13 protein-coding genes are annotated in these 14,208 nt (G+C 48.5%); 3 read left to right on the top strand and 10 right to left on the bottom strand.

Annotated features, from left to right (window positions below):
- The first annotated feature begins 76 nt into the window (after positions 1 to 76).
- Complete coding sequence (locus LG211_RS02580) at positions 77 to 1,213, top strand: PPC domain-containing protein (protein WP_269476952.1); 1,137 nt, start codon at positions 77 to 79, stop codon at positions 1,211 to 1,213.
- 56 nt (positions 1,214 to 1,269) lie between these two features.
- On the opposite strand, the gene LG211_RS02575 is transcribed toward LG211_RS02580, so the two are convergent.
- The 10 genes from LG211_RS02575 to LG211_RS02530 form a co-directional block, all read right to left on the bottom strand.
- The gene (locus LG211_RS02575; protein WP_148397758.1) at positions 1,270 to 1,527 is read right to left on the bottom strand and encodes a putative Se/S carrier protein; all 258 of its coding nucleotides are present in this window, start codon (positions 1,525 to 1,527) and stop codon (positions 1,270 to 1,272) included.
- A gap of 11 nt (positions 1,528 to 1,538) precedes the next feature.
- The gene (locus LG211_RS02570; RefSeq protein WP_148397757.1) at positions 1,539 to 1,748 is read right to left on the bottom strand and encodes a sulfurtransferase TusA family protein; all 210 of its coding nucleotides are present in this window, start codon (positions 1,746 to 1,748) and stop codon (positions 1,539 to 1,541) included.
- 15 nt (positions 1,749 to 1,763) lie between these two features.
- Entirely contained in the window at positions 1,764 to 2,819 is a 1,056-nt protein-coding gene (gene yedE / locus LG211_RS02565) for a YedE family putative selenium transporter (protein WP_227754649.1), read from the bottom strand.
- 173 nt (positions 2,820 to 2,992) lie between these two features.
- On the bottom strand, positions 2,993 to 4,024 hold the full coding sequence (gene selD, locus LG211_RS02560) for a selenide, water dikinase SelD (RefSeq protein WP_148397755.1): 1,032 nt from the start codon (positions 4,022 to 4,024) through the stop codon (positions 2,993 to 2,995).
- Positions 4,025 to 4,053: 29 nt separating this feature from the next.
- Complete coding sequence (locus LG211_RS02555) at positions 4,054 to 4,341, bottom strand: putative Se/S carrier protein (RefSeq protein WP_148397754.1); 288 nt, start codon at positions 4,339 to 4,341, stop codon at positions 4,054 to 4,056.
- 44 nt (positions 4,342 to 4,385) lie between these two features.
- Positions 4,386 to 4,736, bottom strand: a complete 351-nt coding sequence (gene yedF / locus LG211_RS02550) for a sulfurtransferase-like selenium metabolism protein YedF (RefSeq protein WP_148397753.1) — start codon at positions 4,734 to 4,736, stop codon at positions 4,386 to 4,388.
- A 604-nt stretch (positions 4,737 to 5,340) separates the two neighbouring features.
- A complete protein-coding gene (locus LG211_RS02545; protein ID WP_269476951.1) occupies positions 5,341 to 6,951 on the bottom strand; it encodes an APC family permease in 1,611 nt (536 codons plus the stop codon).
- Between the two features lie 2 nt (positions 6,952 to 6,953).
- Positions 6,954 to 8,273, bottom strand: a complete 1,320-nt coding sequence (locus tag LG211_RS02540; protein WP_269476950.1) for a glycine/betaine/sarcosine/D-proline family reductase selenoprotein B — start codon at positions 8,271 to 8,273, stop codon at positions 6,954 to 6,956.
- 18 nt (positions 8,274 to 8,291) lie between these two features.
- Positions 8,292 to 9,545: a glycine/sarcosine/betaine reductase component B subunit gene (locus LG211_RS02535; protein WP_227754651.1), complete on the bottom strand. Its 1,254-nt coding sequence runs from the start codon at positions 9,543 to 9,545 to the stop codon at positions 8,292 to 8,294.
- Between the two features lie 140 nt (positions 9,546 to 9,685).
- Positions 9,686 to 11,059 carry a sigma-54 interaction domain-containing protein gene (locus LG211_RS02530; RefSeq protein ID WP_148397750.1) on the bottom strand — a complete coding sequence of 458 codons (1,374 nt, stop codon included), beginning with the start codon at positions 11,057 to 11,059 and terminating at the stop codon, positions 9,686 to 9,688.
- 391 nt (positions 11,060 to 11,450) lie between these two features.
- Between LG211_RS02530 and LG211_RS02525 the strand changes: the two genes are divergently transcribed.
- Positions 11,451 to 13,046: an amidohydrolase gene (locus tag LG211_RS02525; RefSeq protein ID WP_148397749.1), complete on the top strand. Its 1,596-nt coding sequence runs from the start codon at positions 11,451 to 11,453 to the stop codon at positions 13,044 to 13,046.
- Positions 13,047 to 13,066: 20 nt separating this feature from the next.
- On the top strand, positions 13,067 to 14,167 hold the full coding sequence (locus LG211_RS02520) for a YkvI family membrane protein (RefSeq protein WP_148397748.1): 1,101 nt from the start codon (positions 13,067 to 13,069) through the stop codon (positions 14,165 to 14,167).
- Positions 14,168 to 14,208 lie beyond the last annotated feature (41 nt).

Genomic DNA, 14,208 nt, shown 5'->3' with positions numbered 1-14,208 from the left:
TCTTTTCGCATACAGAACCCCTGCTGTCAGCACGTTGTTCATGTCTCTAAGTGTATTGTGTAAAAAGGAGGAAATTATGAAAACGAAGATCACAGCATTGATCACCGGGCTCATGCTCTTCGCAGCAATGATCCCATCGGCAGCAATGGCGGCCGAATCTTCTGGGAAGTATGTGGAAATGCTTCCCACAAAAGTTTATCAGGGAAAGGAACATGTCCCCAAAATATCGGGCACGATTTCAGACAGCGACCCGATTCTCTTTGATGGCTATCGCGGCAAAATTTATCAAGTCCCCTTTACCGAAAGCGGATTAATTGATGTGAAGATTGGGAATGTCCGAGGGACAGGATCGCTCAATGTAGCATATGGCAAAAAAGAAAATCTCAGTGACAAATGGGAAGAACAATTAAAAATTGAAAACGGTCTCCGCCATAACCTGCAGCTCAGTTCTGCAAAAGCCGGAGAACAGCTTTATATCGCCATTTGCAGCAAGGCCCCTTCTTTCCAGGTTTCTTTTGATCTGGAAGCGAGGCTCTATCCTGCCGCCGACCGAACAATTCGTTTGAATACGACTGAATATCTGGGGATAACCCCCATTGCTAAATCGCAAACGTACCGGTTCACTGCAAAAGAAACCGGCTATATCAAGGTAAACTACTATACTGGTGAAGAAGACGCAACGTTCGCCCTCTTGGACAACAATAAAAAGCAGATTTCAAAAAATATTGCCAGGTCTTATGATGGCGGCCTGCCATTGTATTTTGGGGTAAAAAAAGGAACGACCTATTATCTCCGCCTCAAAAATGTTCAGGATCAATCCGGCACAGGGCCCTACCGGCTCTATCTTCGTAATACCAAAATTAAGGAAAAAAGCGGCGCCACCAAGAAAAAAAGCGTCTCCATTAAACGAAACAAAAAAATCAAAGGCTATGTCCTGTCTGGCAAAAAAGGCCACGATTGGTACAAGGTCAAAGTCAAAAAATCCGGTAAAGTGAAATTTTATTTAAAGAATTATATGTCTGGCCAATGTTATATCGATCTATATAATAAAAAGGGAAAGAAAGTGAAAAGCCTGCGTCAAAAGACGATAGACGCAGATGGTTATATTGAAAGCAAAACAAAGTACGGGCGTCTATCAAAAGGAACTTATTATATAAAGATCTATACCAAAGACAAACGTGAATCCGGCGCCTATACCCTTAAATGGAAATAAGCCTAAAAAGGATGGAACACGAAGAACTACTTCCGTTTCCATCCTTTTTTCCTCATCTATAACCCGTCAGCATCGCCGTCAGCCAGGAACACATACCCATCATCCCCGACAGCAAACAACTTTTCAAACTCATGGTCCACGAACTTGGGATTTTCCTCTGCCGGTTCTTTTGCGGCGAACTTTACACAAGTGCCGCAGGATGAGCTCAGCGCCCTGGGAACCGGCTGCAGTTTTCCTTTAATGCCCTCTTTTTTCAAAAATCGCTCGTACTGCAGCGCGTCAAAATGGGTATGAAAGGTCACGATATATTCCATATGCACCCCGCCTACTTCTTTAAAGTCAGCTGATAGTCGCCTTCGATTTCTTCAACTATCACCTGATGATTCTGTTTTGCCGCAAATCGCTTTACGTTTTCCAAAGCGGTCCGATTGTCCACAAGAACCACCACTTCATCGTGCTCCTGCGCGATCGCCTTCTTTGTCTTGATTACCGGCTCAGGGCAAGCACAGCCCCTGGCGTCAACATGAATTACCATCCTAAACCTCCTCAATTAAGCCTTCGAAACTTTCTTTAAATTAAATACCGCGATCAATGCCACCACGACCAGCGATAGGATCACAGCTGCCGGACCGTAGGGCGACGGGCCCTCCGCAGACGATGCCAGTCCAAAGTTATGGCAGATGGCAGCGCCGACCAGAAATCCGAAGATCGTTACCACGGAATCGGTATTTCCTTCGCCGGACAAAATCACCTGCCGCAGCGGGCATCCGCCGAGAAGAACCGAACCGAATCCAACCACCACCATGCCCATAAAATTCCAAAGTCCGTCGCTGTGGGCAATGGGCTGGGCTTCAAACCCGACATGGAACGTTCCTGTAATCAGATTCCCGATTATTGCAATCACAATTACACAGATAAAGCCGATCAGCATGGTGGTATCTTTAAAGAGAATGGTATCGCGAATTCCCGCAACCGTGCAAAATCTCGACTTCTGAGCCAAAGCGCCGACGATGAGTCCTGCGATCAGGGAAAGAATGATGGGCGCGTGCATGGAGCCGGGGCCCTCGGTGCTGAAGAACAAGAATGCGGGAGCCGCGTACAGCAAAACCAGCAGTCCGACATTGATCGCCGGGTAGACCGCGCCTTCGCACTTGCTCAGTTTATATGCCCGATTCAGGGAGAAACCCTTGTTCAAACAGAAGATTCCGATCACGATTCCAACAACAAATCCCACCAGACCGACAATGGCGTTCAAATCGCCGCCGCCGATTCTGAGCATCATTCTCAGCGGACACCCTAAAAACACCAGAGCGCCGATCATCACGCAGATTGCCAGCACGAAGCGGATGGCCGGGGATGAGCCTCCTCTCGGCGAAAACTCCTTTCCAATCAAAGACATAATCAAAGCGCCGAATACCAGTCCGATGATTTCCGGCCGGATGTACTGCACCACTTCTGCCCTGTGAAGCCCCACGCTTCCGGCCGTATCCCTCAAAAAGCAGGCAATGCAAAATCCCATATTGCCCGGATTTCCAAAGGAGACCAGCACCACTGCGATCAGTCCTACAAGTCCTCCTGTGATTCCAATTAAAGCTGTTTTTTTCATTTCTACGATTTATCCTCCTATCAATAATTGCTTACAGTTAAAGGATAGCAGTTTTACCATAATTCGTAAAAATGAATCTGTTTATTGGTGGCGGGCCTTGGATAGAAATTTTCGATTGCCGGCAAGCCGCTGGTAAACCTGAAAAAGCTGCCCAGGATCAGCGGCAGCTTTTTTCATTTCACAACAATGCTGTAATCGTGAAGCTCCTCGGCCCAGCCGATGATTTCAGCCGCGCCTTCCAGCTCGCTCACCAGCCTCAGCCCCTCTGTCTCTGGCAGGGAAATGAGCAGACCGCCGGCAGTCTGGGGATCGTACAAAATATCTTCGATTGCCAGAGGAACCCCTTCTTTCACCAGTACCACATCATCTAAATATTCCCGGTTTCGGTATGCACCCGCAGGGATGATTCCTGTCTCGGCCATCTCTTCTGCTTCCGGCAGCAATGGCAGCTTTGTATGATCCAAAGTGATCGTCATCCCGCTTCCATATGCCATCTCAAAGGCATGTCCCAAAAGGCCGAAGCCGGTTACATCTGTGCAGCTGTGAACGCCGTATGGTTTCATCCGCTCAGCGGCAGCTTTGTTCAGCTGGGTCATGGAGGCCACCAATGCCCGATACCCATCTTCCTCCAGCAGCCCGGCCTTAGCGGCCGTCGTTAAAATACCGGTGCCGAGCGCCTTGGTTAAAATCACCACATCCCCGGCCCTGACCTGATTGTTCATCAGAATTTCCGAAGGATGAGCGAATCCAGTTACAGAAAGTCCGTATTTGGGCTCGCTGTCCTGGATCGTATGACCTCCGGTGATCAGCGCGCCGGCTTCCTGTACCTTTTCATAGCCGCCCTGGAGTATGGCCTGGACCACATCCTTGGGCAGATCTTCCGGAAAACAAAAGATATTGAGCGCCAGTTTGGGTTCCCCTCCCATGGCGTATACATCGCTCAATGAATTTACAGCTGCGATTTGCCCGTATTCATAAGGGTCATCCACAACAGGCGGAAAAATATCCACGGTCTGGATTAAAGCCGTGTTTTCATCCATCTTATAAACCGACGCATCGTCGCTCGTATCAAATCCAACCAGCAGATTGGGATCGCTGAATCTGGGCAGATGGCATAAAACTTCTGAAAGGACACCCGGTCCTATCTTGGCGGCTCAACCAGCGTGAGCGGACATGTCGGTCAATTTGACATCGTCGTTCTTCATTGTGATCCCTCCTTTCATAATCAAACGTTTTAGCTGACATCTTCAATCAGACGGGCGGTCCGCATACCACCTTCGTCCTTTGCGCTCAAACGATATAACGCGTGAGGTACTTCCAGGCCCCTGGCCGATTGAACCAACGCCTCTTCATCCACATCCGAAAATCGAATAGCAAAGCCGCAGCTTTTAGAAATCTCCCTGGGAGTGGGAATAATCATGGTTTTAAAATTTTTTTGCATGGTTCTCTCAGTTTCAATGGTATCCGTTGTACAGGAAAAGACCATGGCAAAGAAAGAATCCTCTAAGTTAGCCCTGCTCATGCGAAACACCTTCCAATCATTAACGATATCCCCTTGCGGGCAAATTATGAAATAACGATTGTATTATCAGCTTCATGCATAATTTCAACGTTCGAATACATGTTGGTCACCGTTCCCACTTCTAACGCATCGTTTAATTGATAAAAATCAAGGCATGCTCCGCAGGAAAGGATTTCAACGCCGTCTGCTTCCAGCTGTTTAATCAAATCCAGCACCGGTGAATTCTTGGTCGTCAGATAGACGCCTTTGTTAAGAAACATGATCGTCTCGGGCTTCACATCGGCTTCTGTCAAAGAATAGATGTAGCTCTTCATCAAGTTATGGCCCAGCTCTTCGTCGCCGGCTCCAATAACGTCCGCAGCGATCATGATCGCGATTTTCTTGGTTTCACTCATTCTTATTACCTCTTTTTATCGGGATTAAGTTCTTTTTCCATTATAAGCTTGTCAAACCACTCATTTCAATCGCCCGCATGAGATATAGACTTTTTCTATTCATATCTTCAAAAGCATTCATTTTTACTATCGTTTATACCCATTGATCTTTTCTATGCCGGTCAAAGAATCCATCCGGTTTTGCGATTTCCATTCTGCCCCAATCTTTGCTATGATAAGCGCAAGACAGAAAAAGAATTACTGATCGATACAATGCCAAAAAAACCGACCTCTTAGTCACGGGTCGGTTTTTTATTTTATTTTTGTTCACTAGACCTTTGCTAACCCACTTCGTTCAATCTGCAGCGTATTCCGCGGTACTGGAATTAGATTGCTGAGCCGCCCGCAAGTGTTGGGAAAACTTTTGTGAAAATCCTTAAAATTTACGCAAAGTTGTGGGTTTGCGGGGCCTCAGTTTTAGGAAAATGGAACAATCCTGCTTCAAGTCTAATTTAAGAAGGCTTTGTCGTTGAAAAAAGCGTAAATTTTACATGATTTTTTTCTTTTTTACGCAAGGGACCTCGTTCTCGTAAAAATGAACATTCCCCCCCCCCGCTGTACCGGCCTATTGTTCGTATTTCTTCGACAATCCGTAGAGCACTGCCGTCGCTGCGATATAAAGGGCCGTCATCGCCCGGATTGCCGTGATGATAAAAGTATAGGCATTTTCAGGTCCGTATGCTTCCATATAATATTCCGGCCCCCAGGAACCATCATAAAAAGGGATAAAGAAGCTGCCAATGAGGCCCAACACAGAAAACACCCCGAACAGCTTGGTTATCCGCTTTAAATCTCCGCAGCACATCTTGGTCTTTTCATTGATCTTTTCTTCGCTGTAACCCAAAGTGGCCAGTCCGCCGCTTCGTCTCTTAAAGTAAACGTAAAGGATAGGAATAACAGCCACACCGATAATTCCTCCCAGGAAATAGTCGGCTCCATTGATCATGAGGGCGATGAAAGCAACAACAAATACAGGACTTACGAAGAGCGCCACCCCTTTTGTTCCGAAAGGAAGCTTGAAGGGTCTTGCCAAATCGGGAGCCTTCTTTCTCAGCATAATGCCCGCAATGCAGACCAGCACATAGTCGACCATAAATAACGTTACCGACATGGTGACCACGGTGGAAAAGTCCATGGAACATCCGATAATGGAAATAACCGCGATGGTCAAAATGGCAATATAGGGGACGCCTCTCTTTTTATCTACTTTTGTCAAAATTTTGGGTGCTAGCTTATCTTCCGCTATGGCGTAAAAGTTTCTCGATAAGGAAATCATACAGGAATTGTAGCAGGACAAACATCCGAATATTGCGACGAGCATCATAAAAGAGCCAAAAATCGGACTTGCCAGCGCCGCTACCGTTCCATAGTTCAGGCTGTCAGGACCCCAGTCCTGCCAGTTTCCGATGGCTGATACGCCTGTCATGGTGGGAAGGAGATAAGTAACGGTAATGAGCGGCAGTCCGATCATCAGTGCCTTGGGAACAACGGTCGGATCCTTGCAGTCTCCTGCCAGGGTAGAAACGGATGTATAGCCGGAATACATCCACATCCCTATGGCAAGGGCGCCGGAAATTCCCCAGAACAGGCCTTCCTCTTCATTATAAAAAGGAACGATGGGGTTGGTGTCCCAATTGACAAATCCCACGGCCGTAACAGCCGCAAAAGCGATCAAGATCGTCAGAGAAAGAACCGTGCTTACCCAGCCAACTTCCCTGATTCCCCGGAGGTTGATGGCCGTAAAGAATAATACAATTGCCACTTTTACCATATAGGCCGCGCCCTCGCTCATGGGAATCAGCGTGCTCAGATATCCGACGCTGAGAATAATATAAGAAGCGTTTTCCACATACTGGGCGATGACCCGGCACCATCCTGCGGTAAAGGCCCAGAATTCTCCCAAACCTGCCTGGACCCATTTATAAAACCCGCCGGTAAAGGGCATTGCCGAACCCAGCTCTACTGAGATGAACGCCTGGGGCGTTGCCCAAAAAAGCGCGATCAAAACCAGCAGCAGCAAGGTCATTCCCGGGCCTGCCACCGGTATCATCTCTTCGATGCCAAAGGCGCCTCCGCTGCAGAATGCGTACATCATAAAGACCATGGTGAACAGTTTTACATCCTGCCGTTTGATTTTACTATTATCGATCACGATTCCCTTCTTCTTTTCGTTCATGTTCACACCTCCTGATTGGATTCCACTGGAAATACCGTTTGTTCCGTTATATCGGTCTCAAGCGCTTTAAGGGCCGTCCTGACAATCCGTTCTCGGCTCTTGAATTCTTCTTCCCGGCTGGCGTTGGGATTGCCTGCGGGATGAGGGATGGAAACGCCTGGAACGACCCGGTTGGCGCCCACAGTAATGGAAATAGGGGTGACGGTGCAAATATGCACGATGGGAATTCCTGCCGCGTCAATATGTTTTGCGATCGTTGCTCCGCAACGAGTACAGGTTCCTCAGGTGGAAGTCAGCAGCACACCGTCAACGCCGCCCGCTTTCAGCTCTTCAGCGATTTTGTCGCCGAAGTCGGCCGCCCGGTCAACCTCTGTGCCGTTTCCCACTGTAACATAGGTGTAATCGTAGAGCTTGCCGAACACGCCTTCTTGTTCAAGCTTAACCAGCGCATCCACCGGCAGGATCCGGTTTCCGTCAGCATTGCCGTATACAGGATCGTACCCGCCGTGTACCACCTGGCCTTTTGTGATCCCTTTTCCTCCGTAATCCTCTTCCAGAGAATACATCTTATACTTGGTACAGTTGCAGGCTTCCAGCCGGTCGGGATTGCCTTTGGGCGTCAGGCCGCCGCTGGTCATAACTGCAATGGTAGCCTGCTTCATATCCTGGATGGCCGGACTGGGCGCAAACTTCTCGAACACCGGCATCTCCCGTTCCGTGATGAACGATTTGCCCCCCATTTTGGCCATCAGCATATCAACTGCCCTTTGGGCCGCGTTCTTTTCCATAAATACGTTTCTGCGCAAGCCCCTTTCAAAATAGCCCTCTTCATCGGGCGCGGCAGGCAGCTCTCCGCGGATCAGTTTTTTTGTCAGGCCGCAGATGCTTTCCAGGGCCTCTTTCATCCTCCGGGCGTTGTCGGCTGTGGAGAGAATATAGCCGTATCTCCGATACATTTCGACTCCCGGATTGCCCTTGTACATTCCACTCACTGCCGGGATACCCATCTCGTATGCGATCTTGCAGACGGCCCCGCAGGCGACCCCATATCGGCCCGCGTTGAAAGCCGGACCTGCTATCAAAAGATCAGCATCATACGTTTTCAGGATCTCCTCGATCTGGCGGCTTACCGTCTCCATGTTTTCGTTAAAATAATTATCTCCGCAGATCACGGTCGCTGCAATCCGGCCATCTTCTCCCAGCATGGCTTGCAGCTGTTTTCCTGGGCCAACGGGTTCTGTCCTTACCTCCAACGGATAATAAGCCTCCGCTTCGCCTCCGATTTGCCCATAAAATTGATTGATATAATGTACAACCTTCATCTTCTCACCGCCTTTCTATCAATAAGCCACGCCTTTCACATGGGAGCCGATCAGACTTCCATGGAGGCCGGTTATAACGTACAAGGGGATGCGGATCCTTCCGTCATCTGCGATACAGTTCTCTGGAGCCCCTGACAGCAGTTGAATCTGTTCTTCATATCCGATCACCTTTTCTGCCGGTTCCAGGGTCAGTACTTCATCGTCATTGCCCACGTCGATGACCGCATCGGCCTCTGGGGTTGTATCGGCAAGGGGATCCTCCAGGGCAATGATAAGAACGGTTTTAATACCATGCTTTTCACAGGCTCTACATGTCATCATCAGATCGGCTTCCGGGTTTCCGCCCCCTTCTTCGGGAATGATCACTCCCTCAACGCCGATGGTTCTGGCCAGATTGACAGCCCCGCTGCAGCACCGCTCCTTTTCCTTTAACTCCGGCCTTACCGGAACGACGATCACACCGGCAAAATCCAAATCAACGCCGTGCCTTGCGTACAGCTCCTTTACCAGGGCGTTGTTCTGGTGGCGGTAGGTGGTTTGTTTGTCAGCGGCCACCACACACGTGCCGTTGACAATGGCGCCGTCGAGCAATTCATTGGGATGAAGCAGGGTCGGATGGAGTTTTTTCGCATCGACCCCATAAACATAATTGTCATGGAGCAGCCCCTGGGCAATGGTCATGTACATGATCGCCACTTTGGGCAGTTCTTTGGAAACCGGCGGAAGTTGGTAGACCTCCCGTTTATCTGCAATTCCTTGAAGTCCTGCCTTTGCCAGGTAGTGGGCTGCTTTGAGTCCGGCGACCCGGATCGCGGCTTCATGGTCCGAAGGTTCGATGCCGTCTTGCGGGTCTGCTTTGACAACCACATTGTTCAGCGCGGAAAACGCACAATGCCGGGCTACGGGCCCCCACATATCGATGATGCCTTCCTGAAAACCAACGATTTTCCCGGTAGTCACCACGCTGCATCCCCGCAAAACGATGGTTTTCCCGTCGCCGGCGCCCTCGTAATCCCCCAGGAACCCGGGAAAGCTGCCCCCTTTTCCATCATCCTTGATCCTCGGTTCGATCACATCCTTTACCGGAATAATGCGTACCGATTCACCCGGCCTTGCCAAGTCGATGTCGATGTTCTGCAAGCGAGGGTCCTGCAGATACTTGATCAATTCTTCTTTATTAATATGAAGAACATGATCTTTCACCGATGTTTTGCGATCAAACCGGATATCTTTGATTTCAATCACTTCCAACTCTAATTTCATGCTGTTCATTACAGTTCCTCCTTCCATACCATTAAGAATCGCAATAACCGTGCCATCTTCATAACGTTGAAATTACATGCTTTCAGGTAAAAAGGCACAAAAAAACAATGCAGATTTGATCGATTTCAATCAAATCTGCACTAATCTCTCTAGTCGCCTAATCCGTATTTTCGCAGCTTTCTGTTTAAAGTGGCGATGGATATGCCCAGCGCATCGGCCAGTTCCGCCCGCCGCTTATATCGCATCAGATATTTGGAAATCACCTCTTTTTCGATGCGTTCCACATGTTTTTCCAGCGAGGATTCTGTCAGCTCCTGTTCCTCCGGGGAATTCTCTGCAAAGAATAAAAACTGCAGCTCATCCTCCTTGATAATTTTATTTTTGCTGATGAGCATCAGCCTTTCCACCACATTGGCCAGCTCTCTCACATTGCCCGGCCATCTGTAATTCTGCAGCGCTTCCAGCGCTTCCCTGGAAAACATTTTGTCCGTACCATGCTTGTCATTGAATTTGGAAGCGTATAGATACACCAGCGAAACAATGTCGCTCTTTCGCTGGCGCAGCGGCGGTATTTCAATGGGAAACACGTTTAATCGATAATACAGGTCTTCCCGGAACCGCCCTTCCTTGACTTCTCTCAATAAATCCCGATTGGTGGCCGCGATGATCTGCACATCCACCGGGACGGCTCTGACCCCGCCGACTCTGGTTACGGCACCTTCCTGTATACAGCGCAGCAGTTTGGTTTGAAAAGGGATGGATGTTTCTCCGATTTCATCTAAGAACAAAACACCGCCGTCAGCCAGTTCAAACACGCCTTTCTTTCCCTCTTCCCTCGCTCCGGTAAAAGCCCCCTTTTCATATCCGAACAGCTCCGATTCCAGCAGGTTCTCCGGGATGGCCCCGCAGTTCACATCGACGAAAGGTTTGCCCATCCGTTTGCCGTTGCGGTAGATCAACTTGGCGATCACTTCTTTTCCGGTTCCCGTTTCACCCTGGAGCAAAACTCTGGAATCGTACTCGGCCGCCGTCAGCGCCAGCTCGATCACATCGTGCATCTGGGTGCTTTCTGCAATAATGCCCACATCCCTGGTTGCATTCTTTCGCAAATACATCAGTTCCTGCTCGTATTGCAAATTTTTTGCTCTGCTTTCTTTCAATTCCTGGCGCAAAGCATCCAGCTCGTAAACTTCCCGTTCACAGCACACGACCATTTTTACCTGGCCGTCCTCAAGATGGGGGATGGCGGTGGTCAGGATGTCGGTTTCTTCGTGCTGGACCATACTGACTGGCTTTTTTTCTTTGATGACCCGCAGGGCCAGAGAATCTTCATAAATCCCCTCTTCAATCAGCTGGCGCATATTTTTTCCAATAATCTGTTCTCTGCTCTGGCATCCCAGCGCGCTTTTGTTCAGCTCAACCACCGTACCCGTTCCGTCGGTTATAAAGATGCCGTCATCGATGCATTCGATTACGGCACTTATACACGTTTTCGTTTCATCCGAAAATTTATTGAAATCCATAAAAAGCTCCTTTATAAAGAAGTATCAACTTATTGGTTTCTTGAATTTATCATAGTCTTAAGTATTAGAAAAATCAATATATTTTTGAAGTTCCTAGCAGATTCATCTATGGATCTCCACTTGTATTTTACCGAAACAGCTCATGGGGCATTTTTGCATTTGTTGCACAATTGCACCAAAAATTCATGGCAATTTTCAAACTATTTTATATATCACTATTAATTATTTTACTATTGAAAAAATCAATAATATTAAAATCGTTGAAATCATGGGCTTTTCATTGTTTTATTTCAGAATTTTCTGGAACTGGCACGCAATATGCATATCTTTATTGTGGAGAAGAAGCATGTCGACAGTTCTCTCAATACGCAACGAAAAATGGAGGTGAACGATGAAAGCAATTCGATGTAAGAAGATTTATACGTCCCTTTCGGATGTGTTGGTTGACGGTTATTTGCTGATTGACGGCAATCGAATCAGCGCCCTTATTCCGGCAAAGGATTGGGATGAGGCCATGGCGGATGAAATTCTGGATTATTCCGATGGATTTTTGATGCCTGCCTTCAACGATTATCATGTTCATATGGCTATGGCTGCTATGATGGAATACTTTGGCACCATTCGCCGCACAGCCGCGGAAGAAGATGCGGCGCGCTATTTATATGAACGGAACAAAGACAAGGATCCGGACCAATGGATTCTGGGCGGCGCCTGGGATCATTTCGTCTGGCCGGGACAAAAGCTTCCTACGAAGGAAACTCTGGACCGCTATTTTCCAAAAACGCCCGTGTTTTCTTTGAATAAGGAATGCCACGGCGCATGGCTCAACAGCGAGGCGTTAAGAAGGCTTCATATTGATAAGAACACGCCCGATCCGCCCAATGGGGAATATGTGAAAGACGAAAATGGTGAGCTGACCGGATATGTTCATGAGCTTGCCGTTGCTCCTTTATTAAAGATCATCTTTGATCAAATTTCTGACGAAAAGATCGCGGATTTTACCAGGTCCTTTGCAAAAATGGCCAACAGTCTGGGAATCACTTCAGTAGGCGATCTGCCTCTCCACGGTATTATCCGAGAAGGAGCTTACCGCATCCTTCAGCAGTCGGGGGATTTGCCCGTCCGCATCAACTTTTCCGCAGCCATGATGGAATCCAACGAAAAAATCAAGGCACTGGAACAGGAATTCACCGGACCGCTGGTTACCTTCAACGGAGTGAAGGAGTTCCTGGACGGTACTCCTATGGGCTACACCGGTTTTCTGGCAGCGCCTTATGAGGATAAACCGGGGTTTGTCAGCAAGCCGCTGGTTCCCAGAGATCAGTTCATCGCAAGAGTCACGGAGCTGGACGAGATGAATGTCAAATGCCGGGTTCATTGCTGCGGCGACGGAGCGGTCCATCTTGCCCTGGATGCCTTTGAAGAGGCCGGCAAAGCCAACGGTTTTCGGGATATGCGCCATGCCATCGAGCATATTGAAATGATCGTTCCGGAGGATATTCCCAGGTTCAAGGAACTGGGAGTGGTCGCGTCCGTTCAGCCTGAACACTCCCCTCGCACCCACTACAGCACCCATCCCTTCCACCATTTGATCGGTGAGGAACGGATGAAGTATATGTGGGCATTTAAATCCATTTTGGATACCGGTGCCCATATGGCATTTGGAACTGATTATCCGGTTGTGGATTTTACCCCATTTAGAGGCTTATTCCGCTGCGTGAACCGGCTTACCAATCAGCTGGAACCCCAAGGCGGCTACAACCCCTGGGAAAAGTTATCCCTTCATGAAGCTCTCAGAAACTACACCCTGGGATCCGCATACGCATGCGGTAAAGAGAATGAGCTGGGTACCCTTGAACCGGGTAAACTGGCCGACGTGGTTGTTCTGGGCAAAGATCCGTTCCAAATCATTTCTGACCGGGATCAAATGTTTGCCATGCCGGTGATGATGACCATGATGGACGGCAATATCGTATATGAAGCATAATTATTATAAGGAGAATTTCTATGAGTGGAAACAAAGTATCATTGGGAGGAATTTTAACGGTCGCCGGCACTTATATCGCCTTTGCCATCGGCTCAGGATTTGCTACGGGACAAGAGGTTCTGCAATATTTCACATCATACGGCGTCAGCGCGTTCGCAGCTCTGATCGCATATTTTATCATCGGTTCATGGATGGACACCGAATTCATTACAACCGGATACAGAGAACAGTTTGAAACAAAAGACGGTGTTTATAAGTACTACTGCGGCAAATATATCGGTACCTTTTACGACTATTTTACAAACCTGTTTGTCTATATGTCGTTCATCGTCATGTGTTCCGGCGCCGGCGCTACCCTGAATCAGCACTATGGGCTTCCGACCTGGGTCGGCGTTGTCATACTGGCCGTTGCCGGAGGTTTGACCGTTACCCTTGGACTCAATCGAATCGCAGATATCATCGGCAAAATCGGACCGGCCTTGATCGTAATCACCATCTTAATCTGTATTCCCAATATCTTTATGGGCGATCTGTCCATTAAAGAAGGTATGGCCCTTACGGCGGATTTGGATCTGGTCAAACCGGCCGATTCCTGGTACATGTCCGTATTCAATTATTTGGGCTTCGGCATCCTGTGGATGGTAGCATTTCTGCCAGCTTACGGCAAGACGCTGAAAAGCTTCAAGCAGGCCGCTTACGGCCAGATTTTAGGCGTGGCCTTGTTCACAGTAACGGCTCTCATCGTGGTGCTGGCCATGTTTGCCAATATGGAATCCATGGAAGGTTCCCAGATTCCAATCCTCACGCTGGCCGCCAACCTGAGTCCCGCGCTGGGCGCTGTCTTCGCAATCATTATCATGTTCGGTATCTATTCATCGGCCGTGCCCCTTCTCTACAGTCCGGCAACCAGATTCGTAGACGAAAAGACGACCAAAGGCAAGCTTGTCATTGTCGTTCTGGCTCTGCTGGGCGCTGCGGTGGCGCTGCTGCTGCCGTTCAATAAATTGCTCAATATCATCTATGTCATCAACGGTTATGTGGGAATCATTTTCATTCTCCTGGTGGCCGTCAAGGTTGTTCTTCGGATCGCTAAGAAGAACTCCAAGAAAACAGCAGCTTAGATACTCTTTTGACATATACCTTCTTAAAGGAGGAACGGGCT

Origin of the sequence: Hominibacterium faecale (assembly GCF_020734085.1) — a bacterium.
In the GTDB taxonomy this organism is placed as follows: domain Bacteria; phylum Bacillota; class Clostridia; order Peptostreptococcales; family Anaerovoracaceae; genus Hominibacterium; species Hominibacterium faecale.
Note: the sequence above shows the minus strand (reverse complement) of the source record. Positions and strands in the feature narration are given on the sequence as shown.

Excerpts from the sequence above, each read along its gene's own strand:
- LG211_RS02580 (WP_269476952.1), top strand. The coding sequence starts at position 77 with ATGAAAACGAAGATCACAGCATTGATCACCGGGCTCATGCTCTTCGCA.
- LG211_RS02575 (WP_148397758.1), bottom strand. The coding sequence starts at position 1,527 with ATGGAATATATCGTGACCTTTCATACCCATTTTGACGCGCTGCAGTAC.
- LG211_RS02570 (WP_148397757.1), bottom strand. The coding sequence starts at position 1,748 with ATGGTAATTCATGTTGACGCCAGGGGCTGTGCTTGCCCTGAGCCGGTA.
- yedE (WP_227754649.1), bottom strand. The coding sequence starts at position 2,819 with ATGAAAAAAACAGCTTTAATTGGAATCACAGGAGGACTTGTAGGACTG.
- LG211_RS02555 (WP_148397754.1), bottom strand. The coding sequence starts at position 4,341 with ATGAGCAGGGCTAACTTAGAGGATTCTTTCTTTGCCATGGTCTTTTCC.
- yedF (WP_148397753.1), bottom strand. The coding sequence starts at position 4,736 with ATGAGTGAAACCAAGAAAATCGCGATCATGATCGCTGCGGACGTTATT.
- LG211_RS02545 (WP_269476951.1), bottom strand. The coding sequence starts at position 6,951 with ATGAACGAAAAGAAGAAGGGAATCGTGATCGATAATAGTAAAATCAAA.
- LG211_RS02535 (WP_227754651.1), bottom strand. The coding sequence starts at position 9,545 with ATGAACAGCATGAAATTAGAGTTGGAAGTGATTGAAATCAAAGATATC.
- LG211_RS02530 (WP_148397750.1), bottom strand. The coding sequence starts at position 11,059 with ATGGATTTCAATAAATTTTCGGATGAAACGAAAACGTGTATAAGTGCC.
- LG211_RS02525 (WP_148397749.1), top strand. The coding sequence starts at position 11,451 with ATGAAAGCAATTCGATGTAAGAAGATTTATACGTCCCTTTCGGATGTG.
- LG211_RS02520 (WP_148397748.1), top strand. The coding sequence starts at position 13,067 with ATGAGTGGAAACAAAGTATCATTGGGAGGAATTTTAACGGTCGCCGGC.